Consider the following 26,214-nt stretch of genomic DNA (forward strand, 5'->3'; position numbering starts at 1 on the left):
CCACCCGGTGTGGTTCCCAACGTTCGCCTGCGGTACACGCCGGATCGGTTGTGATCCGGGCCGCGCGGGAGGCAGCCTTGCCGTTCGTGAGCGAACTGTCCCGCCGCCGCCTGCTCAGTCTGACCGCCGCGACCGCGGGTGGTGTGGCCGCCTCTTCCCTGTTACCACCGTCGGTGCTCGCGGCCGTCGCCGAGCCCGCGCGCCCCGGTGGCCTGCACGCCATCGAGCACGTGGTGATCCTCATGCAGGAGAACCGGTCTTTCGACACCTACTACGGCAGCCTGCGCGGTGTGCGCGGCTTCGGCGACCGGTCGGCGCTGGAGCTGCCGAACGGGCAGCCGGTGTTCGCGCAACCCAACGGGGACAAGACAATCCTGCCGTTCTCGGCGCGGGCGGCCGCCGCCCAGGCGAACCGGCCCGGGTCGGACATCCAGTACCTCGGGTCGCTGCCGCACGGCTGGACCGACGGCCAGCAGGCCTGGGCGGGCGGCTGGAACGACGGCTGGATCGCGGCGAAGTCGGCGGCCACCATGGCCTACTACGACCGCCGGGACATCCCGTTCCAGTACGAGCTGGCGGACACGTTCACCCTGTGCGACGCCTACCACTGCTCGATGTTCGGCCCCACCAACCCGAACCGGCTCTACCTGTGGAGCGGGAACGTCGGCTTCGAGGCCGACGGCAGGCGGGTTGTCGGCAACGACGCCTACGACGAGGACAACCACCCCGGATATACCTGGACCTCTTACCCTGAGCGGCTCGAACGCGCGGGGGTGTCCTGGCAGACCTACCAGGAGTGGGACAACTACCAGGACAACGGCATCGAGTTCTTCGCCTCGTTCAAGGCGATCGCTCGCAAAGCCCTCGGCGGTAAGTTCAAGAGCCTCACTTCGTTCTACGAGGCCGTTGGCGCTGCCGAACCCGCCGAACGGGAGAAGTTGCTGGCAGAGCTGGACAACGGCGTTAAGACACTCCCCTTGGCCGAACGGCAGCTCTACCGACGGGGTCTTCGCCGCACACCGCCTGGCACGCTCGCGTCCAGCTTCCGCGCGGATGTTGAAGCGGGGCGCCTACCGAAGGTCTCTTACCTCGTTCCGTCCGCTGTGGACTCCGAGCACCCGTCGGCCTCTTCGCCCGCGGCCAGCGCGGCCCTCGTCTACGACGTGCTCGACGCCTTGGCGAGCAGCCCGCAGGTGTGGGCGCGCACCGCGGTGTTCCTGACCTACGACGAGTACGACGGCTACTTCGACCACGTCGCCCCGCCGGTGCCGCCGCGCTCGCGCACCGAGGAGTTCTACGAGGGCAAGCCGCTCGGCCTGGGCTTCCGGGTGCCGATGACGGTGATCTCGCCGTGGAGCATCGGCGGCTACGTCTCCTCGGAGACCTTCGACCACACCTCGGTCGTCCGGTTCCTGGAGCGCTGGACCGGGGTGCGCGAGCCCAACATCAGCCCGTGGCGGCGCACCGTGTCCGGCGACCTGCTGTCAGCGTTCGACTTCCGCAGGCCCGCCACCCGGCCCGCGCTCACCACGCCCGCCCCGGTGCCCGCGGCCGTGCCGCGCTGGCGAGCGCAGCCGCCCGCGGTGGGCGAGCGGCCGCGGCAGGAGCCGGGCACCCGGCCGAGCAGGCCGCTCCCGCACCGGCCGACGGCGACCGCCAAGGTGCGCGGCCACGAGCTGATCATCACCCTGCGTGACAACGGCGCCCGGGGGTCGCATTTCGCGATTCACCGGTACGGCGGTGACCGCACTCCCCCGGTGCACGTCGACGTGCTCGGCACGCACGAGGAGCGACTGCCCATCGTCGGCGGCCGGTACCGGGTGGCCGTACACGGCCCGGCGGGCTACCGCTGGTGGTTCACACGATAGGGGTGACCTGGGAAGAATTGCCGCCCGTTCGGGGCTAGAGGCCCCTCCGGAGCGGAAGTAGCGTCGCGGGCATGACGGGGGCACGATTACCCGACGCGCCCACGGAGGTCGCGGCGTGAGCACCGGGACCGACCGACGGCTGGGCTGGCTGCTCGGCTCCAGCGCGCTGTCCAACCTCGGCGACGGCATCGGCAAGGTGGCCGTCCCGCTACTGGGCGCGAGCCTCACCCGCGACCCGGTGCTCATCGCGGGCCTGTCCGCGACCGCGTTCCTGCCGTGGCTGCTCTTCGCCCTCCTCAGCGGCGCGCTGGTGGACCGGGTCGACCGGCGGCGGGCGGTGCTGGTGGCCAACGCCTCCCGCGCGGTGATCGTCGGCGGCCTGTCGGTGCTGGTGCTCCTCGACGCGGCGAGCATCTGGCTGCTCTACCTCGCGGCCCTGCTGATCGGCACGGTCGAGACGGTGGCCGACAGCGCCGCGCAGGCCCTGGTACCCGCGGTGGTCGACCGGGCCGGGCTGGAGTCGGCCAACGGCAAGCTCCAGTCGGCCGAGATCGTCGGGCAGACCTTCCTCGGCGGACCGCTGGGCAGCCTCGCGTTCGCGGCGTTCGCGGCGCTGCCGTTCCTGCTCAACTCGGTCGGCTTCGCCATCGCCGCGGCGCTGCTGCTGGCGCTGCGCGGGAAGTACCGGCCGAAGCGGGTGGCAGGCCCGCCGCCGCGGCTGCGGGTCCAGCTGGCCGAGGGCCTGCGCTGGGTGCGGCGGCGGCCGCTGATGGTGCAGCTGGTGGTGTTCGCCGCGTCCCTGGCGCTGGCCTCGGAGCTGGCCCAGGCGCTGCTGGTGCTCTACGCGTTGCAGGACCTGGGCCTGAGTGAGGCCGCGTTCGGCGTGTTCGCGCTGGTCGGCGGCGCGGGTGGGCTGCTCGGCGCGGCGGTGGCGCCCCGGCTCACCCGGCTGATGTCCCGCCGGAACGTGCTGACCTGGTCGGTCGTGGGCTGCGCGGCGGGCTTCGGCGGGATGAGCGCGGTGACCGACCCGGTCGCGGCGAGCCTGCTGTTCGGGTTGTTCGCCGCCTCGGTGGTCTCGATCAACGTGATCGTCGGGTCGCTGCGGCACGCCCTGGTCCCCGAGCACCTCTTCGGCCGCGTGCTGGGCGTGTGGCGCACCGCGGTGTGGGGCGCGATCCCGATCGGCGCCCTGCTCGGCGGCGTGCTGGCGGCGTGGCTGAGCACCCGGGCCGTGTTCGCGCTGTCGGCGGGCATCCAGCTGGCCCTGGCCGGGTGGGTGTGGGTGGCGCTGGCCCGGCACCACGACGAGATCGACACCCTGGACGAGCCCGTCGTCGAGCCGATCGCGGGCGAGAGCGCCACCGCGGCGTAAGGGGAGGCGCAAAAGGCAGGGGCGGCACCGGAACCCGGCACCGCCCCTTGGAGCTCGATCGGCTACTTGCTGGCGACCTTGCGGTACTTGGCCACCGCGATCGGCGTGAAGACGACCAGCAGCACCACGCACGACAGGGTCGCGTAGAGCACCGAGTGCTGGGCGGGCCACGCGTCGGACTGGCCGAGCACGCCCGCGCGCTTGTTGCCGAACAGCTCGCGCGCCGCGTCGGCCACCGCGGTCACCGGGTTCCACTCGGCGAACGCCTTGAGCGGGCCCGGCATGCTGGAGGCGGAGACGAACGCCGAGGAGATGAAGGTGACCGGGAACATCCAGATGAAGCCCGCGCTCTGCGCGACCTGGACGCTGCCGGAGACCATGCCGACCCAGGCGCCCACCCAGGACACCGCGAACGAGAACAGCAGCAGCACGCCGTAGCCGAACACGGCGTCCAGCACGCTGCCCCGGATCCGCCAGCCGACCAGCAGCCCGCAGACCGACATGACCAGCAGACCCAGCGCGCTGACGACGAGGTCGGAGGTGGTGCGCCCGATCAGCACGGCCGCCCGCGACATGGGCAGCGAGCGGAACCGGTCGATCACGCCCTTCTCCAGGTCGGCGGCCATGCCGATGGTGGTGTACGCGGAGTTGAACGCCACCGTCTGGGCGAAGATGCCGCCCATCAGGAACTCCCGGTAGGCGCCCGGGTCGTCGCCGATGCTGTTGCCGAAGACGAACGCGAACAGCAGCACGAACATGATCGGCTGCAGGGTGGCGCCGAGCAGCAGATCGGGCTGCCTGCGCACGTTCATCAGGTTGCGCCAGGTGACCACGCCGCTGTCGCGGGTGCCTGCCGTGATGACGCTCATCGGGACTTCGCCTTCCTGCCCTTGCGCTTGCCTTCGGTTTCGACCTCCGGCTCGTCCTCGGCCGCGTGGCCGGTGAGCGAGAGGAACACGTCGTCGAGCGTCGGCCGGTGCAGGGCGACGTCGAGCACCGCGACGCTCTCCTGGTCCAGCCTGCGCAGCGCCTCGACCAGCGCCTTGGGGCCGGTGTCGACCTTCACCTGGACGCGCCGGTGCTGCTCGTCGGTGGTCGGCTCGTCCGAGCCGACCTCGGCGAGCACCCGGGACACCGCGGCCAGCTCGGCGGGCTCGCCGACGACGATCTCCAGCCGCTCGCCGCCGACCTGGCCCTTGAGCTGGTCGGCGGTGCCGCTGGCGATGACCTTGCCGTGGTCGATCACCAGGATGGTGTTGGCCAGCTGGTCGGCCTCTTCGAGGTACTGGGTGGTGAGCAGGACCGTGGCGCCGTCGGCGACGAGCTCGCCGATGACCTCCCAGGTGTCGAGCCGCCCGCGCGGGTCGAGACCCGTGGTCGGCTCGTCGAGCACCACGACCGCGGGCTCGGCGACGAGCGCGCCCGCGAGGTCGAGCCTGCGGCGCATGCCGCCGGAGTAGGTCTTGGCGGGCCGGTCCGCGGCGTCCTGCAGCCGGAAGCGGCTGAGCAGTTCCCGGGCGCGCGCGGTGGCGTCGGTGCGGTTCTTCCCGTACAGCCGCCCGACCATGTAGAGGTTCTCGTAGCCGGTGAGGTGCTCGTCGACAGCCGCGTACTGACCGGAGAGCCCGATCGAGCGGCGCACCGCGTCCGGGTCGGCGATCACGTCGTGGCCTGCGACGAAGGCGCGCCCGGAGTCCGGGCGCAGCAGGGTGGTGAGGATGCGGACGGTGGTCGTCTTGCCTGCCCCGTTGGGGCCGAGCAGACCTAGCACCGTGCCTGCGGGGATCTCGAGGTCGACACCGTCGAGCGCGCGGGTGGACCCGAAGGTCTTGACCAACGCTTCCGCGCGCACGGCGATCGAGGACGCGGGCGGGGGCATGTGCCCTCCCTGGCATAGTCCGAATGAGTACGGCCTCGCAGGGTAGACCCGACGGGTGACAACCCGGTGCGATTTTCGCAAAGCGGACCGTCCCCCGGATGGTGGATCGACAACCGGGGGCGGTGACTCAGAGATCGACTCCGGTCCACTCCAGCGCGTGCCAGCCGCCGCCCCGGTTCTCCAGCAGCACATGGCCGGTGTTGGGCAACAGCTGGGCGTAGGCCAGTTGCGGACCGACGTTGTCGGCCATCCACTCCGCGGCCAACCGGATCACCCCACCGTGGCTGACGACCACGACCAGCCCGTCGTCGTGGCACGCCAGAATTCGCTCAATCGCGGGAAGGTAGCGCGCCCGGAGGAGTTCTCCGTTGTCACCACCGGGAATCGTCGCCGCGAGGTCGCCTTCGGTCCACCTCGTGTACACCTCGCCGAAAGCGCGCAGGGCGTCGGCGTCGGAGCGGCCCTCGAGGTCGCCGCACTGGATCTCGTGGATGCCCTCGACGACCTCGACGGACAGGCCGTGCCGCTTGGCCACCGGCTCGGCGGTCTCCTGGGCGCGGACGGCGACGCTGGCGTAGACGCCCACCACCGGTTCGCCCGCGAGCCGCTCGGCGAGCGCGTCGGCCTGCCTGCGGCCCATCTCGGTCAGCGGTGGGCCGGGTGGCCGGGAGTCGAGCTCGTGCCGCACGTTGGCGGGGGTCTCACCGTGCCGGGCGAGGATCAGCCGCGCGGTCACACGTCCTCCCCGCGGTGGATGGCGGCCAGCCACTCGGCGGACTCGGCGTAGTCGGCGTCCCGGTTGGGCGCGGTGACCGGGGAGACCACGCCCTCCGCCTTGGGGTAGGAGCCCAGGAACACGACCCGCTGGCTGCGCCTGCGCAGCGCGCTCAGCGCCTCGCCGACCCGGCGCTCGGCGACGTGGCCGTCGAAGTCGAGGTAGAACCGGTACTCGCCGAACCGGTTGCGCAGCGGGCGCGACTCGATCCGGGTCAGGTTGATCCCGCGGGTGGCCAGCTCGGTCAGGATCGCGGCCAGCTCGCCCGGCCGGTGCGACACCACGACGATCACCGACGTGCGGTCGGCGCCGGTGGGCGCGGGCAGCTGGTCGGGGCGGGCCAGCAGCAGGAAGCGGGTGATCGCGTCCGGCTCGTCGGCGATCCCGGTGGCCAGCACCTCCAGCGGGTAGTGCTCGACGGCGACCGGCGCGGTGACCGCGGCGTCGAAGGTCCCCTCCAGCACACCGACCGCCGCGCTCGCGGTGGAGTCGGACACCCGGGTGACCGCGTTCGGCAGGTTCTCCTCGACCCAGCGGCGCACCTGGGCGAGCGCGTGCGGGTGGCTGGCCACGGTGCGCACGTCGGCGGCGGTCAGGCCGGGCCGCACCAGGACGGAGAACCGGATCGGCAGCAGGTGCTCGGCGATCGCCAGCACCGGCACGTCGTCGGCGGCGAGGGTGTCCATGGCGGCCGACACCGCGCCCTCCACCGAGTTCTCGATCGGCACGCAGGCCAGTTCGGCGCGCGCCCCGCGCACCTGGGCGACGGCCTCGGGGATCGTGGGCACCGCGACGAACTCGGCGGTGGGCAGCAGTGCCCTGGCGGCCTGCTCGGTGAACGTTCCCCTGGGCCCGAAGTAGGCGATTCTCGGCACCCGGCCCACAGTACGCACCGCCCGGCGAGCCCCCCGGATGTGGCGGCGGTTACCAAACGGCGGTTACCCCGAGTGTCCTCAAGATGCCATGCTGGGACGGTGACCGCGGATTCGGAAACCGGGACGGCGGCGGCGCCCCGTCGGGCATCCGGCGCGCTCGAACTGGTCCTGTGCGCGGTATCCGAGCCGCTGGCGACCGCCTGGGACAGCGCGGCGGCGGGCCGACCGGAGCTGCGGGTCCACCGCGGTTCCGTACTGGACGTTCGCGCGCAAGCCGTTGTTTCCCCGGCGAACTCCTACGGCTGGATGCGCGGCGGCGTCGACGCGGTCTACGCGGATTCCTTCCCGGCCATCGAACAGCGGGTGCGCAGCGCGGTGCTCGCCTTCCACGGCGGCGAGCTCCCGGTGGGCGAGGCCCTGATCGTGCCCACCGAGGTGGCCGAGCCCGCCTGGTTGATCACCGCGCCGACGATGCGCGAACCGAGCGAGACGCTCGCGCCGGAGACCGTCCACCCCTACCTCGCCGCGCGCGCCGTGTTCCGGCTGTGGCGCCACGGCGTGCTCGACGACGGCAGGCCGGTCCGGTCGGTGGTCACCACAGTCGCCATGCCGGGCCTGGGCACCGGGATCGGGCAGGTCCCGCCGCAGGTGTGCGCCCGCCAGCTGGCGGCGGCGTGGGACGAGGTCTTCGGCGTCTGAGCAGGTCAGACACTGTTTCACGGGTACGGCGTTCAACGCGACGTCATGTGCGCCACACCTGTTGTCCCCCGATCGGTGCATTCGGTCACAGCGCGAAACCCCTCGGAGCACCTACGTTGACGCAGGTACGCCCACCACACCCCGGCGCGAGGAGTCCGCACATGGCGCGGGTGCGCGAGCTCAGCCCGTACGTGGAACTGCGCCGCGAGCAGTGGCGGGAACTGCGCAAGTCCACCCCGCTCCCGCTGACCCTCGAGGAACTGGTGCGGCTGCGCGGTCTGCGCGACCCGGTGGACCTCGAGGAGGTCGTCGACGTCTACCTGCCGCTGTCCCGGCTCATCTCGCTGCAGGTGGCCGCCCGGCAGCGGCTCTACGCCTCCACGATCGAGTTCCTCGGCGAGGACGTGAAGGCCGCCGACAAGGTCCCCTTCGTCATCGGCGTCGCGGGCAGCGTCGCGGTCGGCAAGTCCACCACGGCCCGCCTGCTGCGCACCCTGCTCGCCCGCTGGCCGGACCACCCGCACGTCGACCTGGTCACCACTGACGGGTTCCTGTTCCCCAAGGCCGAACTGACCCGCCGCGACCTGATGGGCCGCAAGGGCTTCCCGGAGAGCTACGACCGCCGAGCGCTGCTCCGGTTCGTCTCGGAGGTGAAGTCCGGCGCCGAGGAGGTGCGCGCGCCGGTCTACTCGCACCTGGCCTACGACATCGTGCCCGGTGAGGAGCAGGTGGTCCGCAGGCCGGACATCCTGATCGTCGAGGGCCTCAACGTGCTCCAGCCCGGGGCCCGGCTGGCGGTCTCGGACCTGTTCGACTTCTCGATCTACGTCGACGCCCACTCCGACGACATCGAACGCTGGTACATCGACCGCTTCCTGGCCCTGCGGCACACGGCCTTCGCCGACCCGGCATCGCACTTCCACCACTACGCGGGCCTGACCGACGAGGAGGCCCAGACCGAGGCGACCCGGCTGTGGAAGCAGATCAACGAGCCGAACCTGGTCACCAACATCCTGCCCACCCGCCCCCGGGCGACCCTGGTCCTGCGCAAGGGCCCGGACCACCGGATCACGCGCGTCCGACTCCGTAAGCTCTGACCCCGTGATCCGGGTACTGCTGGTAGACGACCACGAGGTCGTCCGACGCGGCCTGCGCGATCTGCTGGACGGCGAGGAAGGCATAGCGGTCATCGCACAGGCGGGCAGCGTCGCCGAGGCCCTGGTCCGGGCGACCGACATCGACGTGGCCGTCATCGACATCCGCCTCCCGGACGGCGACGGGGTTTCACTGTGCCGCTCCCTGCGCGCCCTACCCACCCCACCCGCCTGCCTGGTGCTGACGGCGTTCGACGACGAACAAGCCATGGTCGAGGCAATCATGGCCGGCGCAGCGGGCTACCTGCTCAAACAGGTACGCGGCCAAGACCTGGTCAACGCGGTACGAGAAGTAGCGGCAGGCCACTCACTACTCGACCCGATCACAACGGCCCGAGTCCTGGACCGCATGCGCCGCACAGCCGAGACCGACGAACTGTCCACACTGACCGACCGCGAACGATCAGTGCTGGAACTGGTGGGCGAGGGCATGTCCAACCGGGAGATAGCGGAACGACTGTTCCTGGCGGAGAAGACGGTGAAGAACTACGTGACGTCGGTGCTGGCGAAACTGGGCATGGAACGCAGAACCCAGGCAGTCGCTTGGTACGCACGCAGAAAACCCTAAGCAGAAAAGGGAACTCGGCTAGCCCACAATCACCGCCCCCTCCCCCCGCCAACCGCAGTCCCAATCTCAACCTCAATCCCCAACCTGAAGCCCAACCCGAGCCCCCAGGCTCAATCTACGACTTTATCTTGAAATCTCTAAATGCCGAGCCCGCTGGTACGCAACACCCGTTACGTTTGTGCTCGATTGGGTGGACTGCCTTCGTGTGGGGGGAGAGCACCGCTAAACTTGCCGTGTGGTGGGGATGCCCTTCACCCGCCCTTTTTTCACCACCGCGGTGCTCTAGGGGCCCCGCGCGAGGGTAGTCCAGCCAATCGAGCCCCGCTCTTACTCGGGCAGCTCGTGGGGTGTGCCGCACGCCGACCTACGGTCGACCTTCTACGGTGGCTCGTCGCTTGGGTTGCCCGAGGAAAAGATAGGGGCTCGATCTAGTGAACTCGCTTCGTGCGGGGCCCCTAGAGCACCGCGGTGGAGAGCAAAGGGCAGGGTAAGGGCATCCCCACCCACGGCAAGTTTAGCGGCGCTCTCCCCCCACACGAAGCGAGTCCACTAGATCGAGCATCCGTAACGGGACTTGCTTTCCAGCCGGGTCGGCCTCACCGCTGCGGTTTGATGGGTGGACAGGGAAAGACAGAGGGAGACAGAGGTAGAGCGCAGAAGGAGAGCTGAGGAAAGGCCATCTAGCGCCAGGTCAAATGAGCCTTCATCAGGTTGGGACTTCCCAGCTTACTGTTGTTCCGCTGCGTGGTGATGACTTCACTTCGCAATGTCCGCCGCTGTGTTCCGCGCGTTCTCGGAGGTTCTTGAGGCCGCGTTGGGTGACGCCCTGCGGAATTCCACAACCGTCGTCGGCGACTGTCAGGCGGACTCGGTCCGGGTCGCGGCGGAGGCGGACGGCGACTCGGCCTGCGCCTGCGTGTCGGACCACATTGGACAGTGCCTCGCGCAGGGCCGCGCGGAGGTGGTCGGCGACCGCTACCGGGAGGTCGGTGAGGTCGCCGATGATCTCGAAGGTTGGTTGGAAGCCGAGGAGTTCTCGGGCCGTGGCGACCTCGGCCCGGGCGGATTCGGCGAGGTCGGTGGGTTGTACCGGGTCTGGGTTGCGCAGGGTGCGGACGACGGAGCGGACATCGGCGATGGCCGCGTCCAGCTGGTCCACGGCTTCGCCGAGGCGGGTGGCGTCGGGTTTGGCGAGCTTCTTGGTGGGCCTTCGGGCGAGGAGGTCCAGTTGCATCCCTGCCGCGTAGAGGCGTTGGACGATCACATCGTGTAGATCTCGGGCGATGCGCTCGCGTTCCTCGTAGACGCCGAGGCGGGCCCTGGCCGCGGTGCCCTCGGCCAGGGCCAGCACCAGTCCCGCTTGTGCGGCGAAGGCGGTGAGCACGTCCACAGTCGTGCTGGTGAAGGGTTTCCCGTTCCGACGCCGGTAGACGGTGAGTGCGCCGAGTCGGCTCTCGCGCGTGCCGAACGGGGCCGCCGCGAAGGGGCCGTACCCGCGCAGTTCCTGCGGCACGTAAGGCGCGGTGCGCGGATCGGTGATCACGTCGTCGGCCACGATCGGGATGCCGTTGCGGGCCACCCGGGCCGCGGAGGAGCGCTGGGACAGGACCAGGCCGACCGGGTCGAAGTCGCGGGCGCCGTGTGCGGCCTCGACGGTCAGCGAGCCTTCGCCTGCGCCTGCCATGACCAGGCCAAGGTCGGCCTCGGCCAGTTCGGCGGCGGCGCGCACGACCAGGTGCAGCACCGCGTCCGGGTCTTGGCCGGACAGCGCCGCTGTGGCGATTTCGGTGGACGCGGTGAGGGTCCGCGCGGCCAGGGTGGGGTCCATGAGGTGCATCCCAGGTTAGGCCCCGACCGGTTCACGCCGTCGCACGGTCCGGCCGGAGACCTCCAGCACGACGTCGGCGGCAGCGGCTTCCTCGGGGCGGTGGGTCACGTGCACCACGATGCGGCCCGCGAGCGTTCGGCGCAGGTCGGCGAGGACCTTCTCGGCGGTGGGCGCGTCGAGGTGCGCGGTGGGTTCGTCGAGCAGGACCACGTCGGCGTCGGCGAGCAGTGCCCTGGCCAGTGCGATCCGCTGGGCTTCCCCGCCGGAGACGGCGGTGGCGCGGGCGTCGAGGTCGAAGCCGGGCAGGCCCGCGCGGACCAGGGCGGCCCGCAGGTCGTCGTCGGTCGCGGTGGGGGCGGCCAAGCGGAGGTTCTCGCGGACGCTGGTGGAGACCAGCATCGGATCTTGCGGGCACCAGGCGACGGTCGGCGGCCGGGCCACCGTGCCTCGCTCTGGCGTCAGGAATCCCAGCAACAGGGCCAAAAGAGTCGACTTGCCCGCACCCGACGGCCCGACGACGGCGAGGTGGGTGCCGGGTGCGATGTCGATGTCCACATCGGACAACGCGGGCCGCGCCGCTCCTGGCCAGCGGACGGTCACGCCGTTCAGCCGCAGGTGATCGCTGCGCGTGGGTTCCTGCTCCGGTGACGCGTCCTGGTCCCACACGGCGGTGAGTCGGCCGTACGCGGCCCGGAGCACGGCGAGGTGGGTGGCGGCGGGTGGTAGCAGTGCCAGCGCCTCGCCGAGGGCGAGCGGGACCAAGGCGACGATCGGGACGAGCACCGGGTCCAGGCCCGTGGCGCAGAGCACGCTGCCTGCGGCCGCCAAACCGAGCAGCAGCGTGACCAGGGCTTGGCCCGCCCCCGCACCGAACGCCTCGCGCCTGCCCTGGGCGGTCAGGTCTGCGTCGGCCGCGGCGACGGCGGCGCGGTAGGACGTGTGCCTGCCGAACGCGATCAGGTCCGCGGCGCCCGTCAGCAAGGTGAGCACGGTCGTGGCAACGGTCCGCCTGCCCTCAGCGAGCGCGACGGCGGCCCGCCGCTCGGCGGCGATGGTCAGCAGTGGCGCGCCGACCCCCGCCAGGACGACCGCCACCGCAAGCACGGCACCAGCGGCGGGCAAGATCACCGTCTCCACGGCGACGGCGGCGACGCAGGCGCCCAAGGCCACCAACGGCGGCGCGATCACCCGGGGCGTGAGGTCGCGGACGGTGTCAACATCGTCCACCAGCCTGCGCAAACCCTCGCCCCGGCGCAGCGCCAAGGTGCGCGCCGGGCCCAGCCGGACCAGTGCGTCCCACAACCGGACCCGCAGGTCGGTGGCCGTGCGGAAGGCGGCGTCGTGCGATGCCAACCGCTCGACGTAGCGCAGTGCGGCGCGCCCGAGGCCGAACGCGCGCACCCCGACGACGGCGACCGAGAGCACCAGGATCGGCGGTTGCTGTGCCGCTTTCGCGATCAGCCACGCGGACAGCGCCGTCAACAGCACCCCGCACATCAGCGCCGCCGCCCCCAGCGCCGCCCCGGCGACCGTCCGACCGCTGACCAGTCCGCGCAGCCCCGAACCAGGCGCGTACTGCGCCTCGCCGACCGCCACGACCTCACCCACCGGAACCTGCTGGACAACCGGTTCGACCTCGCGGTGCGTCGCCATGATCACCGCGACCCCGCTGTCGGCGACCCGCTGGATCGTCGCCATCACCCGCCTGGCGGTGACCGGGTCCAGGTGCGCGGTGGGCTCGTCGAGCAGCAGCAGCCGGGTGCCCGACCGCGCCAGCGCCCGCAGCAGCGCCACTCGCTGCTGTTCGCCGACCGATTGTTCAACGATCCTACTATTCAATAAGTGAACAAGTGAAAGGTTAGACAGGTGAACGAGTGAACTATCCGACGATTCGATCTCCTCAGCGACCGTCGCGGAAGCGAAAGTCGGCCGCTGGGGGAGCCAGGCCACCATTTGTCGCCATGACGTTATATCGATATTTGATAGGGGGATTCCGTTGACCGACACAGAGCCCGCCGCGGGGGAGACGAAGCCGAGCAGGACCGAGAAGAGGGTGGACTTGCCGCTGCCGCTGGGGGAGTCCAGTCGAACGATCTCGCCCGGGCGGACCGTGAGCGAAAGGCCGTCCGGGGCGTACCGGTCCCGACGCCGCACCCGCAGGTTCTCGATCTTCAGCTCGGCGAAGTCCGCCACCGCGAGACCACTGGCAGGCTCGGCGACGGGCACCTCGGCCACCCGCCGAACCGCCTCCAGCCCCTCCTCACTCGCGTGGTGCGCGGCCCCCGCCGCCCGCAACGGCAAGTAGCACTCCGGCACCACGATCAGCACGAACAGCCCCACTGCCAACGACAGGTCCCCCGACACCAGCCGCAGTCCGATCACCACCGCCACCAGGGCCACCGAGAGGGTCGCCACCAACTCCAGCGCGAACGCCGACGAGAACGCCACCCGCAGCACCCCGAGCGTGCTGCGCCGGTGCGCCTGCGACACAGCCCGCACCGTCTCCCCTTGAGCAGCCGCCCGACGGAACGCCGTGAGCACCGGCAATGCCCTGACCAGCTCCAACAGGCTCCCCGAAAGCCGCTCGACCGCCGCTGCGGCGGGCCCGACCCGGTCCTCGGTGTAGCGCCCGATGATGATCGCGAACAGCGGGATCAGGGGCACCGTCAACGCCACCACCACCGCCGACGGCCAGTCCACGGCGAGCAGCACCGCCCCGACGCCCAGCGGCGTCACCGCCGCTGTGACCAGCGCGGGCAGGTACACGCCGAAGTACGCGTCGAGTGCGTCAAGACCGCGCGTCGCCAGGGCGGTGAGCTCCCCAGGCCCCCGCTCCTCGATCCACTCCGGCCCCTGCGCCAGTGCCCGGTCCAGCAGCACCGCCCGGAGCTCAGCCTTCGCCCCGGCCGCCGCCCGGGCCGCGACCACCCGCGTCGCCCACCCCAGCAGCGCCCGGACGACGACCGCCCCGGCGAACACCGCCACCAGCCGGCCCTCGGTCAACGCCACCGCGAGCGCCCACGCCTGCACCACCAGCGCCACGGCCGTGCCGACCGCCAACACTCCACAGAGGACCAGCGCTCGGCGCGCCGACGGGGACAACCCCGGCAGCGCGCCGAGCGGGCCCCTCCCGGGCCGACTGGCGGGTCGTGACCGCCCGGGAGAGCTCATCTGCGGTGTGCTCACGGCACGCGCACCGGCGGGATGTGCGCGGTGCTGACCCGCTTGCGGAACACCCAGTACGTCCACCCCTGGTAGATGAGCACCGCGGGCGTCCCGAACAGGGCCACCCAACTCATCACCGTCAGCGTGTACGGGCTCGAAGCGCTACCCGCCACCGTGAGCGAGTACGCCGGGTCTACAGTGGACGGCAGAACGTCCGGGTAGAGCGCCCCGAACAACGCCACCACCGACGCCGCGACCAGCACCCCCAGCGCGGCGAACGCCTGCCCCTCTCGCCCGACCCCCAGCCGGGCGAACGCGACCACCGCCGCCGCCAGTGCCACCCCCACCGCGCCCCAGGTCCACCCCGACCCGGACGCCAGCTGCGCCAGCACCAGCAACGCCCCCAGCGGGACCAGCGCCCACGGCCCGAACCGCCCGGCCAGCGCCCGCGCCCGGTGCCGGATGTCGCCGTCGGTCTTCAGCGCGACGAACACCGCCCCGTGCACCAGCGCGAACCCCACCAGCGCGACCGCCCCCAGCACCCCCGCGCCGCTGATCGCCGCGAACGGCGAGCCGACCCGGTTGCCCGCCGCGTCCAGCGGCAGGCCGAACACCGTCGTGGACACCAGCAGGCCGACCCCGAGCGCGGGCAGCAGGGAACCGGCGACGATCACCCGGTCCCAGGTGCGCCGCCAGCGCTCGGAGTCGACCTTCCCCCGGTACTCGAACGCGACCCCGCGTCCGATGAGTCCCAGCAGCACCAGCAGGACCGGCAGGTACATCGCGCTCAGCAGCGCCGCGTACCAGCCGGGGAACGCGGCGAAGGTCGCCCCGACCGCGACGATCAGCCACACCTCGTTGCCGTCCCACACCGGCCCGATGGTGTTGACCAGGACGCGCCGCTCGGTGTCGTCCGCCGCCAGCACCGGCAGCAGCATGCCGACACCGAAGTCGAACCCCTCCAGGAACAGGTAGCCCAGCCACAGCAGGGCGATCACGCAGAACCAGACGACGGCGAGATCCACGACGACCTCCTCAGTAGGCGAAGGCGAGCGGACGCTCGTCCGAGTCGGAACCAGAGTCGGAGCCAGAGCCAGAGCCAGAGTCAGCGCCGGAGCCAGCGCCAGAGTCGGGCTTGTCGGGCGGCAGCACCCCGGCCACCCCCGCCCGGGTGTAGCGCACGATGAGGAACACCTCGACCGCGGCGAGCACGGCGTAGACCAGCGTCAGCGCCACCAGCGACGTCCACACCTCACCGACGGACAACCCGGACACCCCGCGCGCGGTGAACAGCCACACACCGTCCACACCGGACGGGTTGGGCGCCACCACGAACGGCTGCCTACCCATCTCGGTGAAGATCCACCCGAAGCTGTTGGCCAGGAACGGCGTCGCGATGCCCGCCAACGCCAAGCGCGGGAACCACTTCCCCCGCGGCACCCGTCCGCCCCTGGTCAGCCACAGCACCCCGGCCGCGCCCAACGCGGACAGCGCGCCGAACCCGATCATCAGGCGGAACCCCCAGTAGGTCACCGGCAGGTTGGGCACGTAGTCGATCGGCTGGCCGGAGAGCTCGCCGAGCCGCTCGTCCACCGGGTAGTTGGTGCCGTACTCCGCCTGGTACTGCGGGACCAGGTCCTGGATCCCGCGCACCTCGGTGCTGAAGTCGTTGTGCGCCAGGAAGGACAGCAGCGCGGGCAGCGTGATCGACTTGACGTTCTCGCAGTCCGGCCTGCCCACGTCGCCGATCGCGAAGATCGAGAACCCGGCGGGCGACTCGCTGTGGCACAACGCCTCCGCGGCCGCCATCTTCATCGGCTGCTGCTCGAACATCAGCTTGCCCTGCGCGTCCCCGGTGATCGCCAGTGCCGAGAACGCCACCGCACCGACCCACCCGCCCAGCTTCACCGACGCGCGCCACACCGGACCGTCGTCATCGCGCCGACGGCACAGGTGCCAGGCCCCGACCCCCACCAGGAACGCCCCCGCCACCGCGAAGCAGCCCGCCACGGTGTGCGGGACGGCGGTGAGCGCGGTGTTGTTGCCCAGCACCGCCCAGATCGAGGTCAGCCGCGGCCGCCCGTCGACCAGCTCCACCCCGACCGGGTGCTGCATCCACGAGTTCGCCGCCAGGATGAAGTACGCCGAGGCCACCGTGGCCAGGCTGAACGCCCACGCGCACGCCAGGTGCACCCGCTTCGGCAGCCGGTCCCAGCCGAAGATCCACAACCCCAGGAAGGTCGACTCCACGAAGAAGGCGACCAGCCCCTCCATCGCCAGCGGCGCCCCGAACACGTCGCCCACGAACCGCGAGTACTCGCTCCAGCTCATCCCGAACTGGAACTCCTGCACGATCCCGGTCACCACGCCCATCGCGAAGTTGACCAGCAGCAACTTCCCCCAGAACTTCGTCATCCGCAGGTACTTGACGTCCCCGGTCCGCACCCACGCCGTCTGCATGCCCGCCACCAGCACGGACAGCCCGATGGTCAGCGGGACCATCAGGAAGTGGTACACGGTGGTGATCCCGAACTGCCACCGCGCGAGGTCTAGTACGTCCACACCGGGAACGATCCGCCGATCCCGACCAGCGCGGCAGGTGCCCCGGTCCTGTCCGAACGGGACGTAGGTCCCGTGAGCGGACCCACGTGCCCACCGGGCACGAACCGGGTTAGGATCGTCGGGCCTGAGGGGAGTAGTTCCCGCGGCCGTGATCCTGCGGCCCGGCGAGGACATCGACATACTGACTCGCGAGAGTCCGGTGCCTCACCCGCGTCCAGCGCGGGCGAACGAGACCTCCGGCCGGGTTGAGACATGCCCGGTCGGAGAAGACTCGCCTTCCTCCGTCCGGGCCCGGACGCAGAGGACTGATGTGGGAACCGCCCTGATCGCCTTCGCCAGCGCGTTCGCGCTGGTACTAGCCGTGGAACTGCCGGACAAGACCCTGGTGGCCACGCTCATCCTCACCACCCGCTACCGCCCCTGGCCGGTGTTCCTGGGCGTGAGCGCGGCCTTCGCGGTCCAATGCGTGATCGCGGCAGCCTTCGGCGGCGTACTGACGCTGCTACCGGACCAGGTAGTCGCCGCCGTAGTAGCGCTCCTCTTCGCCCTGGGCGCTTTCTTCCTGCTGAAAGAGGGCTTCTCCAAGCAAGAAGAAGACGAAACCGAGGACACGGCGGCAAACCCGACAGTCAGCTTCCGCCGCGCCGCCCTGACCTCGTTCGGCGTCCTGTTCGCGGCGGAATGGGGCGACGCTTCCCAAATCGCGACGGCAGGCCTCACGGCGAAATACGCCGAACCCATCTGGGTGGGCCTGGGCGCCTGGCTGGCACTGGTCACCGTGGCGGGCATCGCGGTACTGGTCGGCAGCAAGATCGCCGCAAGGATCAAGCCCCACCTGATCCAACGCGTCGCAGGAGTGGTCTTCGCCGCCTTCGCCCTACTAGCCCTGTACGAGGCCATCTGGGGCTAGGAACCCTTTGGCCTTTTTCTTGAAGAAAGCCGACCCCGCTGGTACCGGCGGCCCCCGACGTTCTCTGCTCGATCTGGTGGACTGCCTTTGTGTGGGGTGGGGGACCCTGCAAACTCGCTGTGGCGTGGGGATCCCTTCACCCCTCCCTTTTTCCCCACGCAGGGTCCCTAGGGGCCCCACGCAAAGGCAGTCCACCAGATCGAGCCCACCTCTTACTTGTGGGCACACACGGGTGCCACCTCAAAGAAAGAAAGCCGAGCCAACGCGCTCAACGCAAGGAATCAGCGATCAGGGCAGCGGCGGTGACCACCTTCGGCCCCACCACCGCCCCCTCCAACGGCTCGAACGTCACCACGCCCACACTCGCCCGCAACCCCGGCACTCCGCGCACCGGCGCCGCGATCCCGTAGGCGCCGGGCTGCAGTTCCCCGAGCGTCCCGATCCAGCCGGGATCATCAGCGCGCAACGTGATCGCCTTGCCCGCCGCGCCCTTGTGCAACGCGTGCCGGGTGCCCACCCGGTAGGCGACGTGGTAGGCCGTCCACGACGGCTCGACCACCGCGACGGCTTGCGCCTCGTCGCCGTCGGCGACGGTCAGGTGCGCGGTCGCCCCGACGGCCTCGGCCAGTTCCCGCAGCGCGGGCAGCGCCGCCACCCGCAGCTGAGGGGCCACCTTCGCCGCCAGTTGCAGCAGCCCGAGGCCCAGCCGGACCTTCGAGCCCTCGCGCCGCACCAGCCCGCGGGCCTGCAGCGGCACGAGCAGCCGGTACACCGCGGCGCGGCTCGCCCCGATCGAGGCGGCGAGGTCGCTTATCGTCGGTGCCTCGGTGTCGGAGTCGGCCACCGCCTGCAGCAGCGCCAGCCCCCGGTCGAGGGTCAGCGAGCTCTCCTTGGCCACCGGGGTCGCGGCCCTGGTGACCGGCCCCGTGGACCGTATGCCAGGCACCTCAGGCCCCCACGATCGTCCCGGCGACCTCGGACAGGCCGATCACCGAACCGTCCGGGCCGGGGGCGGTCGCGGTGATCACGACGGTGTCGCCGTCCTGGAGGAAGGTGCGCTCACTGCCGTCGTCGAGGGTGAGCGGCTCCTTGCCGCCCCAGCTCAGCTCCAGGAACGAGCCGCGCTGGCGCTTCTCCGGGCCGGAGACGGTGCCGGAGGCGAACAGGTCGCCCGGGCGCACGGTGGCGCCGTTGACGGTCATGTGCGCCAGCTGCTGGGCGAAGGAGAACGCCATCCCGGCGAACGGCGGGCGCGACACCACGGTGCCGTTCCAGCGGACCTCCAGGTCGATGTCCAGGCCCCACGAGGAGTCCTCGACCAGGTAGTCCAGCCGCGGGTGGCCCGGGTCGGGCACCGGCACGCGGGCGGCCGCGAAGGCCTCCAACGGGGTGATCCAGGCGCCGACCGAGGTGGCGAACGACTTGCCCAGGTGCGGGCCGAGCGGCACGTACTCCCAGGCCTGGATGTCGCGGGCGGACCAGTCGTTGACGGTGACCACGCCGAAGACGTGGTCGGCCGCGTTCGAGGTGGACACCCGGCGGGCCACCGGACCGCCGCAGACGAAGCCGATCTCGGCCTCGATGTCGAGCCGGACACTCGGGCCGAACACCGGGCCGTCGTCGCCCTTGCGCTGGCCGGACGGGCGCTCGACGTCGGTGCCGGTGACCACGACGGTGCCGGAGCGGCCGTGGTAGCCGACCGGCAGGTGCGACCAGTTGGGCAGGATCGGGTCGCCGTCCGGGCGGAACATCTTGCCGACGTTCTCCGCGTGGTTGCGCGAGGAGTAGAAGTCGACGTAGTCGCCCACCGTGAACGGCAGGCGGGTGCGGGTCTCGGCCAGCGGCAGCAGCTCGGCGCCGTCGGGAGCCGCGGTGGCGGTCACCAGCTCGTGCAGCCGGGCCCGCAGCGCCGACCAGGCCGGGCGGCCCGCGGCCAGCAGCGGGTCGAGCGAGTCGGCCGACACCAGCTCGGCCAGCTCCTGGCTGAACTCGTCGGCGATCGGGCGCAGCGGTAACGCGTGGTCACCCACGCGCACGGCGACGGCGGGTCCGTCGGCGGTCTCCACCACGCCGTAGGGCAGCGTCTGCGGCCCGAACGGCTTGTCGGCGGCGAACGCGGGGTCGTCGATCCAGCTCACAGCAGGCCCAGCCCTTCCAGATCCGCCACCGGCTCGCTGAGCGAGCACGACCCGTACGAGCCGAAGACCGCGCGCACGGCGTGCGCGGCCTGGTCGGAGAGCGCCGCGGCCTCCTCGGCGAGCTTGGCGCCGTCGGTCTCGGCCAGCGCGGCGCGCACGTCGCCGCCGGAGAGCAGCCGGGCGGTGGCCACCAGCAGGTTGAGGAACCCGTGGTGGACGAACCCGGTCTCGGCGTCGGTGTGCCGCACGGCGTTGTGCAGCCCGGCGGTCGCCTTGAACGAGGCCTCGCCCGCGCTGATCACCGCCAGGAAGTCGGCCACCTCGTCGATGCTGGGGAAGGTCTCCCGGCTCAGCCCGCCGCAGCGGATCTTGGGCCAGCTGCCGTGCGCGACGACCCGGCGGATGCCCTCCAGCCACTCGACACCGCCCCGGCGCGGTTCGACGACCCGGATGACGTCCTCGGGCACGAACTCGCTCACCCGCTCCAGCCAGACGTCGTCGACGTCGGCCGGGGCGGGCATCTCGACCATCCGCAGCGCGAGCAGCTCGGCCCGCGACTCGACGATGGAGAGCGCCTTGGGCACGCCGCCCAGCCCGGTGTCGATCACCAGCGAGAGCGCCACCGGCTTGGTGGGCTTCGCCTTCACCAACTCGGTGATCAGCTCGGGCAGGCGGGACGCCTGACACAGGAACAGGCCCATCACGCCCGCGTGGTCGCCCTCGCGGCCCGCGAGGTGCAGGCGCACCGCGTCGGGCATGGTCGCGTTGCCTGGGGGGAAGAGGGCGGCGTCGTCGACCAGCCGCGCGAAGAGCGGCGGGATGCCTCGAGGACCGGGCGCTGGGAGAGGAGCTGCGCTTGACACGGCTGACACGCTAGTAGCGTACCGCCAACTGAACAAAGATGTCCGCTAGACGGACATTTTCTCGGAGGAGTAATGCCGCACTACCGCAGCGTCGGGGCGATCCCCCGCAAGAGGCACACCCAGTTCCGGTCGCCGGAGGGCAAGCTCTACGCCGAAGAGCTGATGGGCGTCGAGGGCTTCTCCTCCGACTCGGCTCTGCTCTACCACCGCCACCTTCCCACCGCGATCGTCGACGCGGAGGTCGTACCCGACTTCCGCGGCCCGCTGGTGCCCAACCACCCGCTCAAGCCGCGGCACTTCCGCTCCCAGGCCCTCAAGTGGTCCGCCGGGGCCAACGCGGTCACCAACCGGCGGACCCTCCTGGGCAACGCCGACGTGGTGATCGCCTTCGTGGTCGCGGACACCCCGAGCCCGCTCTACCGCAACGCGGTGGGCGACGAGCTCTTCTACGTCCAGGGCGGCAGCGGGACGGTGGAGACCATCTACGGCGCGCTGCGCGTCTCCGACGGCGACTACCTGGTGATCCCCACCTCGACCACCTACCGCGTGGTGCCCGACGGTGAGCTCCGGCTCTACATCGTCGAGGCGGCCGGGCACATCGGACCGCCCAAGCGGTACCTCTCGGCCAAGGGGCAGTTCCTCGAGCACTCGCCCTACTGCGAGCGCGACCAGCGCGGCCCCACCGAGCCGCTGCTGGTCGAGGGCGAGGACGTCGAGGTCCTGGTCCGCCACCGCGCCGGGCTGACGAGGTTCACCTACGCGAACCACCCGTTCGACGTAGTGGGCTGGGACGGCTGCCTGTACCCGTGGGCGATGCACATCACCGACTTCGAGCCGATCACCGGCCGGATCCACCAGCCGCCGCCGGTGCACCAGACCTTCGAGGGCCCGAACTTCGTGGTGTGCTCGTTCATGCCGCGCAAGGTCGACTACCACCCGGACTCGATCCCGGTGCCCTACAGCCACGCCAACGTCGACTCCGACGAGCTGATGTTCTACGTCGGCGGCGACTACGAGGCGCGCAAGGGTTCCGGCATCGCCGTCGGCTCGCTGTCGCTGCACCCGTCCGGGTTCACCCACGGCCCGCAGCCCGGCGCGGCCGAGGCCTCGATCGGCGCGGACTACTTCGACGAGACCGCGGTCATGGTCGACACCTTCCGCCCGCTCGACCTGGGCGAGGCCGCCGCCGACAGCGAGGACCCGCGCTACGCCTGGTCGTGGAGCAAGCGGGGCCCGGACTGGTCCTGACGGACCACATGTGGACAACTCCCCCCGCGCTTGATCGCGGCCAGCCCATAATGGCGGTCGAGCAGGGGAGGACCACATGGCAAGCTCGAACCGAGGGAAGATCATCTCCTTCGTGGTGGCCGCGGCCGTCGCGCTGGGGCTGATCCTCGGGCTGCGCGCGATCACCTCGTCCTCCGACGAGGACGGGGCCGAGCAGGTCAAGTGCACCGAGAACGCGGTGCAGCTGCGGGTCGCGTCCTCGCCGGAGAAGGTGGGCCTGGTCGAGCAGCTGGCCAAGGACTACAGCGGCCGCACGGTGGCGGGCAAGTGCGTCGACGTGCTGGTCAAGTCCAAGAGCTCGGGCGCGGCCATGCAGGCGCTGGCCAAGGGCTGGGACGAGTCGGTCGACGGCCCGCGCCCGGACGTGTGGACCCCGGCCGCCTCCGGCTGGGTCACCCTGCTGCAGCAGCGGCTCACCGCCAGCGACAAGTCCGGGGTGCTCACCGCCGACAAGCCCGCCTCGATCGTCACCGCGCCGCTGGTGATCGCCATGCCCAAGCCGATGGCCGAGGCACTGGGCTGGCCGGACAAGCCGCTGGGCTGGCGCGACCTGGCCGCGCTGGCCACCGACCCGGCGGGCTGGGCCAAGTACGGCCACCCGGAGTGGGGCGCGTTCCGGCTGGGCAAGACCAACCCGAACCTGTCCACCTCCGGCCTCAACGCCACCATCGGCGCCTACTTCGCCGCCACCGGCACCTCGTCCGACCTGACCGAGGCGGTGCTGGCCAAGCCCGAGGTGCAGTCGTTCGTGCGCGGGGTCGAGCAGTCGATCGTGCACTACGGCGACACGACGCTGACGTTCCTGTCGAACCTGCAGCGCGCCGACGACCGGGGCGCGGCCCTGTCCTACATCTCGGCGGTCGCGGTCGAGGAGAACTCGCTGGTCGCCTACAACCAGGGCAACCCCACCGGCAACCCGACCACGCTCGGCCAGCACGGCAAGCCGAAGGTGCCGCTGGCCGCCATCTACCCCAGCGACGGCACCCTGGTCTCCGACCACCCGTTCACCGTGCTGGCCTGGGCCGACGAGGTGAAGAAGCAGGTGGCCGCCGACTTCCTGGGCTACCTGCGCGGCGCCGAGGCGCAGAAGCGCTTCGCCGACCAGGGCTTCCGCTCCTTCGACGGCAAGGCGTCCGGGCAGGTCACCAAGGACAACGGCGCCCTGCCCGAGGTCACCCTCAACGCGCTCACCCCGCCCGCTCCCCCGGTGCTGGACAAGCTGCTGACCTCGTGGGCCCAGCTGCGCAAACCCGCGAACGTGCTGCTCGTGGTCGACGTGTCCGGCTCGATGGGCGGCGCGGTGGAGGGCACCGGCAAGACCCGCCTCGACCTGGCGAAACAGGCCGCGATCAGCTCACTGGGCCAGTTCGCCGACACCGACAAGGTCGGGCTCTGGATGTTCTCCACCAAGCTCAACGGCCAGGAGGACTACCTGCAACTGGTCCCGGTCGGCCCGATGACCACCAACCGCGAACCGCTGCGCAGCCGCCTGGACGGCTTGGTCCCCACCGCGGGCACCGGCCTGTACGACACGTCCCTGGCCGCGCACGAGTACCTCAAGCGCAACCTCGACCCCAACGCCATCAACGCCGTCGTCGTCCTCACCGACGGCAAGAACGAGGACGCTGGTGGCCTGGACATCGACAACCTCCTGGCCAAGCTCCAGTCCGAGGACGCCACCGCGTCGGTCCGCCTCTTCACCATCGCCTACGGCGGCGACGCGGACCTGTCGGTCCTCAAGCGCATCGCCGAGTCCACCAACGCAGCCGCCTACGACTCCTCCAAACCCGACACCATCGACCAGGTCTTCACCGCCGTCATCTCCAACTTCTGACCCAACCCCGGCCCAGCACGGTGCACCCGCAGCACCCCGGTGGCACCCGCGGCGCTCGTACACCCGGCCACGCGACCGGGGCCAGCTCATCCTCGACGGCGCGGACCCGGTCGGACAGGTCGGCGAGCTCCCGCTGCACGTCGGTGGCGGTGCGCTGCAGCTCGGCGACCTTCGGGTCGGCGAACGCCTCGCCCGACCGGGTACCGGCGCCCGGCCCCACCCCCTGCCTTGATCCGCCGCGGCCCCGCGGCGGGTCGCCCTGGGTCGGGCAGGCTGGGTCGGGCAGGCTGGGTCGGCGGCGTCCGCCGCGAGACAACCTCGGTGAGCAGACCGCAGGACACAGCCGCGACCGCTCACGCGCCGCCTTCCACGACCCACACCGCCCCGGCGAGCCACGCCAAGGCGCACCCATCCGCAGGACCGCGTTGACCACCTACCAGTGATCCCCGCTTGCCCACCGGCGCAGTCGGCGCCGTGCGGCGGCGGCTGTTCGTGTCTCGCCAGTTGGACACCGCGGACGCGAGCGGGTGGATGTCACCACCCGGTGGCGTGGAACGAAGTCCCGTCCAAGTAGCCGCGGATGCCCGCGAGCGGATACGGGATCACCTCGTCCGGGAGCGCGGAGAGGGCGAACCACTCGACTGCCGAGCACTTACCCGGTTCGCGGTTCTCCGGCTCACCACGCCACAGCGGGGTTTCGAAGAACAGGCCCAACCGTGGCACCGGACCCGAGTCCGCGACGTGCACGGTGTGCACGTGCCGCAGGTCGACCGGGTCGATGATCACGCCGACCTCCTCGAACGCCTCGCGGGCGGCCGCGGCGAGCACTGACTCACCGGCGTCGAGCTTGCCCGAGGGCAGGTGCCACATACCGCCGCCGTAGCCACCACGGCGCTGCGTGAGCAGCACCTGCCCTCGGCGGACGAGGAGGACGTGCACGTCGATGATCGTGTGCCGGTCGGACATTCGGAAGGCGCTCCGCGAGGTCGATCGAAAGACACCGGCACGCTACCGCCGTCCCCCAGGCTGCCGTGGTCTGCCAGGGAGCAGCCAGTGGTCGAGCAGTGATCAACCGCCACCCAGAGCCGCGCCCGCCCCGCCCTCGGCAGCACGCCCGAGTATCCGAACAGCAACACCAGTCCTCAGTACGCCCACGGGCGTCGCGGGAACGCCTAGGATTTGCGGACACGACTACCGCGGCTTCTGAGAGATGGCATGGGCTACGCGAGAGAACTGGCGGATCCGTGGGGTCTGCTGCTGGCGGCCAGCTCCGCCGGGGTCGCCTGGGCGATCCACCTGCCGGTGGCGGCCACCGTCGGCGTCGGCGTGGTCGTGCTGGCCGCCCGCGCCCTGGTCGGCGGCCTCACCCGCGGCGACGAAGAGCCCAACACCAGCACCGCCACGAAGATCACCGTCGACCCCGGCACCCCCGAGGCCACCTGGTTCACCCGAGCCACCGCCGCCGAGTCCGACTTCGACGCGATCGCCGGCTCCCTCGTAGCGGGCCCCCTGGCCGAACAGGTCTCCGGCATGGCCGACGGCATCAACGAGACCGTCCGAACCCTCCACCGCCTCGCAGGCCGCGCAACCATGACCGGCCGAGCCACCGCCCGAGTCGACTCGACCACGCTGGAACGCGACGAACGCCGACTCACCAAGGTCCGCGAGACAGCCGACCCAGACTTGCACGAAGAACTGGACCGATCCCTGGAGTCAGTCCGCGCCCAACTCGACGTACACCGACGACTCTCCAGCGCACACGGAAAACTCCTGGCACAACTGGAATCCGGCGCCCTCGGCCTGGAAGGCCTAGTCGCCCGAGTCGTGGAGCTCTCCACGACAGCGGACCAGTTCCCCGAAGACGACAACGACCTGATCACCGCGCTCGCGGACCAGCTGGAAGGCATCCGAGCAGGCGTAGCCGAAACAGAAGCCACCACCCGCCGCACAGTCGGCTGACATCGGCTCCGACGGACACCGAACCCAGCACCAGCCCCAACTCCCACTCCAGCCCTAGCCCCAACTCCAGTCCCCGCCCCGGCCCCCTCCCCTGCCCCAACTCCAGTCCCGGCCCGCTGCCCCAATTCCATTCCCGGCTCCCGGCTCCCGGCTCCCGGCTCCCGGCTCCCGGCTCCCGGCCACAATCTCCTAATCCCTAATCTCGAAATCCCTAAATCCCAAGCCCGCTGGAACGCAACACCCGCTACGGACATGCTCGATTGGGTGGACTGCCTTCGCGTGGGGGGAGGCGACCGCTAAACTTGACCTGTGGTGGGGATGCCCTTCTCCCCACGCTTTTTCCCCACGCGGTCGCCTAGTACGGCAGCCGCCATTTGTTAGCTGACCTGGGTGTTCTCGATGTCGCGGGCGAGTCTGGTGCGTTTGTGGAACCAGCGTGAGCGTGCTTGGTGGGTGCGTCGCCAGTTCACCCAGT

General features: G+C 71.0%; 22 protein-coding genes. 9 read left to right on the forward strand and 13 right to left on the reverse strand.

Annotated features, from left to right (window positions below; genetic code table 11):
- Positions 1–86 precede the first annotated feature (86 nt).
- The gene (locus QSK30_RS33095; RefSeq protein ID WP_285509037.1) at positions 87–1,868 is read left to right on the forward strand and encodes a phosphocholine-specific phospholipase C; all 1,782 of its coding nucleotides are present in this window, start codon (positions 87–89) and stop codon (positions 1,866–1,868) included.
- 115 nt (positions 1,869–1,983) lie between these two features.
- Positions 1,984–3,243: an MFS transporter gene (locus QSK30_RS33100; protein ID WP_285509038.1), complete on the forward strand. Its 1,260-nt coding sequence runs from the start codon at positions 1,984–1,986 to the stop codon at positions 3,241–3,243.
- Between the two features lie 62 nt (positions 3,244–3,305).
- Here QSK30_RS33100 and QSK30_RS33105 read toward each other — a convergent pair whose 3' ends face one another.
- The 4 genes from QSK30_RS33105 to pheA all read right to left on the reverse strand — a co-directional run bounded on the left by QSK30_RS33105 (position 3,306) and on the right by pheA (position 6,772).
- Complete coding sequence (locus tag QSK30_RS33105; protein WP_285509039.1) at positions 3,306–4,112, reverse strand: ABC transporter permease; 807 nt, start codon at positions 4,110–4,112, stop codon at positions 3,306–3,308.
- Positions 4,109–5,122, reverse strand: a complete 1,014-nt coding sequence (locus QSK30_RS33110; protein ID WP_285509040.1) for an ATP-binding cassette domain-containing protein — start codon at positions 5,120–5,122, stop codon at positions 4,109–4,111. Before QSK30_RS33110 ends, QSK30_RS33105 begins: the two co-directional genes overlap by 4 nt.
- A gap of 127 nt (positions 5,123–5,249) precedes the next feature.
- On the reverse strand, positions 5,250–5,858 hold the full coding sequence (locus QSK30_RS33115) for a histidine phosphatase family protein (protein WP_285509042.1): 609 nt from the start codon (positions 5,856–5,858) through the stop codon (positions 5,250–5,252).
- Entirely contained in the window at positions 5,855–6,772 is a 918-nt protein-coding gene (gene pheA, locus QSK30_RS33120; protein ID WP_285509044.1) for a prephenate dehydratase, read from the reverse strand. Before pheA ends, QSK30_RS33115 begins: the two co-directional genes overlap by 4 nt.
- 99 nt (positions 6,773–6,871) lie before the next feature.
- Between pheA and QSK30_RS33125 the strand changes: the two genes are divergently transcribed.
- The 3 genes from QSK30_RS33125 (at position 6,872) to QSK30_RS33135 (ending at position 9,193) form a co-directional block, all read left to right on the forward strand.
- Positions 6,872–7,471 carry a macro domain-containing protein gene (locus QSK30_RS33125; protein ID WP_285509046.1) on the forward strand — a complete coding sequence of 200 codons (600 nt, stop codon included), beginning with the start codon at positions 6,872–6,874 and terminating at the stop codon, positions 7,469–7,471.
- 161 nt (positions 7,472–7,632) lie between these two features.
- The gene (coaA, locus tag QSK30_RS33130; protein WP_285509048.1) at positions 7,633–8,568 is read left to right on the forward strand and encodes a type I pantothenate kinase; all 936 of its coding nucleotides are present in this window, start codon (positions 7,633–7,635) and stop codon (positions 8,566–8,568) included.
- 7 nt (positions 8,569–8,575) lie between these two features.
- Positions 8,576–9,193 carry a response regulator gene (locus QSK30_RS33135; RefSeq protein WP_285509068.1) on the forward strand — a complete coding sequence of 206 codons (618 nt, stop codon included), beginning with the start codon at positions 8,576–8,578 and terminating at the stop codon, positions 9,191–9,193.
- 706 nt (positions 9,194–9,899) lie between these two features.
- Here QSK30_RS33135 and QSK30_RS33140 read toward each other — a convergent pair.
- From QSK30_RS33140 to QSK30_RS33155, 4 genes are read right to left on the reverse strand one after another with little or no spacing between them, the layout of a single operon-like run.
- Positions 9,900–11,021: a GAF domain-containing sensor histidine kinase gene (locus QSK30_RS33140; RefSeq protein WP_285509051.1), complete on the reverse strand. Its 1,122-nt coding sequence runs from the start codon at positions 11,019–11,021 to the stop codon at positions 9,900–9,902.
- A 15-nt stretch (positions 11,022–11,036) separates the two neighbouring features.
- Positions 11,037–14,192, reverse strand: coding sequence for a thiol reductant ABC exporter subunit CydD (cydD, locus tag QSK30_RS33145; RefSeq protein WP_285509069.1), 3,156 nt, complete (start codon positions 14,190–14,192; stop codon positions 11,037–11,039).
- Positions 14,193–14,203: 11 nt separating this feature from the next.
- Positions 14,204–15,211 carry a cytochrome d ubiquinol oxidase subunit II gene (gene cydB, locus QSK30_RS33150; RefSeq protein WP_285509052.1) on the reverse strand — a complete coding sequence of 336 codons (1,008 nt, stop codon included), beginning with the start codon at positions 15,209–15,211 and terminating at the stop codon, positions 14,204–14,206.
- A 10-nt stretch (positions 15,212–15,221) separates the two neighbouring features.
- Positions 15,222–16,748: a cytochrome ubiquinol oxidase subunit I gene (locus QSK30_RS33155; RefSeq protein ID WP_285509054.1), complete on the reverse strand. Its 1,527-nt coding sequence runs from the start codon at positions 16,746–16,748 to the stop codon at positions 15,222–15,224.
- Between the two features lie 310 nt (positions 16,749–17,058).
- On the opposite strand from QSK30_RS33155, the gene QSK30_RS33160 reads away from it, so the two are divergent.
- The gene (locus QSK30_RS33160; protein ID WP_285509055.1) at positions 17,059–17,658 is read left to right on the forward strand and encodes a TMEM165/GDT1 family protein; all 600 of its coding nucleotides are present in this window, start codon (positions 17,059–17,061) and stop codon (positions 17,656–17,658) included.
- 268 nt (positions 17,659–17,926) lie between these two features.
- On the opposite strand, the gene QSK30_RS33165 is transcribed toward QSK30_RS33160, so the two are convergent.
- Genes QSK30_RS33165 through QSK30_RS33175 form a run of 3 tightly spaced genes read right to left on the reverse strand, consistent with a single transcriptional unit; the run spans position 17,927 to position 20,659 of the window.
- Positions 17,927–18,556, reverse strand: a complete 630-nt coding sequence (locus tag QSK30_RS33165; RefSeq protein WP_285509070.1) for a helix-turn-helix domain-containing protein — start codon at positions 18,554–18,556, stop codon at positions 17,927–17,929.
- 49 nt (positions 18,557–18,605) lie between these two features.
- A complete protein-coding gene (gene fahA, locus QSK30_RS33170) occupies positions 18,606–19,796 on the reverse strand; it encodes a fumarylacetoacetase (RefSeq protein WP_285509057.1) in 1,191 nt (396 codons plus the stop codon).
- Complete coding sequence (locus tag QSK30_RS33175; RefSeq protein ID WP_285509071.1) at positions 19,793–20,659, reverse strand: hypothetical protein; 867 nt, start codon at positions 20,657–20,659, stop codon at positions 19,793–19,795. The genes fahA and QSK30_RS33175 overlap by 4 nt, the downstream gene beginning before the upstream one ends.
- Positions 20,660–20,731: 72 nt before the next feature.
- Here QSK30_RS33175 and QSK30_RS33180 point away from each other — a divergent pair, with 72 nt between their 5' ends.
- Positions 20,732–21,907, forward strand: coding sequence for a homogentisate 1,2-dioxygenase (locus tag QSK30_RS33180; RefSeq protein WP_285509059.1), 1,176 nt, complete (start codon positions 20,732–20,734; stop codon positions 21,905–21,907).
- Positions 21,908–21,983: 76 nt separating this feature from the next.
- A complete protein-coding gene (locus QSK30_RS33185) occupies positions 21,984–23,780 on the forward strand; it encodes a substrate-binding and VWA domain-containing protein (RefSeq protein WP_285509061.1) in 1,797 nt (598 codons plus the stop codon).
- Here QSK30_RS33185 and QSK30_RS33190 read toward each other — a convergent pair.
- Both QSK30_RS33190 and QSK30_RS33195 read right to left on the reverse strand, forming a co-directional pair.
- Positions 23,764–24,000, reverse strand: coding sequence for a hypothetical protein (locus tag QSK30_RS33190; protein WP_285509062.1), 237 nt, complete (start codon positions 23,998–24,000; stop codon positions 23,764–23,766). The two genes, QSK30_RS33185 and QSK30_RS33190, sit on opposite strands and share 17 nt — an antisense overlap.
- 314 nt (positions 24,001–24,314) lie before the next feature.
- Entirely contained in the window at positions 24,315–24,746 is a 432-nt protein-coding gene (locus QSK30_RS33195; protein ID WP_285509063.1) for an NUDIX domain-containing protein, read from the reverse strand.
- A 249-nt stretch (positions 24,747–24,995) separates the two neighbouring features.
- Here QSK30_RS33195 and QSK30_RS33200 point away from each other — a divergent pair, with 249 nt between their 5' ends.
- Positions 24,996–25,739 (forward strand): hypothetical protein, encoded by a 744-nt coding sequence (locus QSK30_RS33200; RefSeq protein WP_285509065.1) that lies wholly within the window; start codon positions 24,996–24,998, stop codon positions 25,737–25,739.
- Positions 25,740–26,214: the final 475 nt, after the last annotated feature.

The sequence above is a fragment of the Actinokineospora sp. NBRC 105648 genome (assembly GCF_030269645.1).
Lineage (GTDB): Bacteria > Actinomycetota > Actinomycetes > Mycobacteriales > Pseudonocardiaceae > Actinokineospora.

What these genes read in the sequence shown, in the direction of transcription:
- QSK30_RS33105 (WP_285509039.1), bottom strand. Translation starts at nt 4,112, where the DNA reads ATGAGCGTCATCACGGCAGGCACCCGCGACAGCGGCGTGGTCACCTGG.
- QSK30_RS33110 (WP_285509040.1), bottom strand. Translation starts at nt 5,122, where the DNA reads ATGCCCCCGCCCGCGTCCTCGATCGCCGTGCGCGCGGAAGCGTTGGTC.
- coaA (WP_285509048.1), top strand. Translation starts at nt 7,633, where the DNA reads ATGGCGCGGGTGCGCGAGCTCAGCCCGTACGTGGAACTGCGCCGCGAG.
- QSK30_RS33140 (WP_285509051.1), bottom strand. Translation starts at nt 11,021, where the DNA reads ATGGACCCCACCCTGGCCGCGCGGACCCTCACCGCGTCCACCGAAATC.
- cydD (WP_285509069.1), bottom strand. Translation starts at nt 14,192, where the DNA reads ATGAGCTCTCCCGGGCGGTCACGACCCGCCAGTCGGCCCGGGAGGGGC.
- QSK30_RS33180 (WP_285509059.1), top strand. Translation starts at nt 20,732, where the DNA reads ATGCCGCACTACCGCAGCGTCGGGGCGATCCCCCGCAAGAGGCACACC.
- QSK30_RS33185 (WP_285509061.1), top strand. Translation starts at nt 21,984, where the DNA reads ATGGCAAGCTCGAACCGAGGGAAGATCATCTCCTTCGTGGTGGCCGCG.
- QSK30_RS33195 (WP_285509063.1), bottom strand. Translation starts at nt 24,746, where the DNA reads ATGTCCGACCGGCACACGATCATCGACGTGCACGTCCTCCTCGTCCGC.
- QSK30_RS33200 (WP_285509065.1), top strand. Translation starts at nt 24,996, where the DNA reads ATGGGCTACGCGAGAGAACTGGCGGATCCGTGGGGTCTGCTGCTGGCG.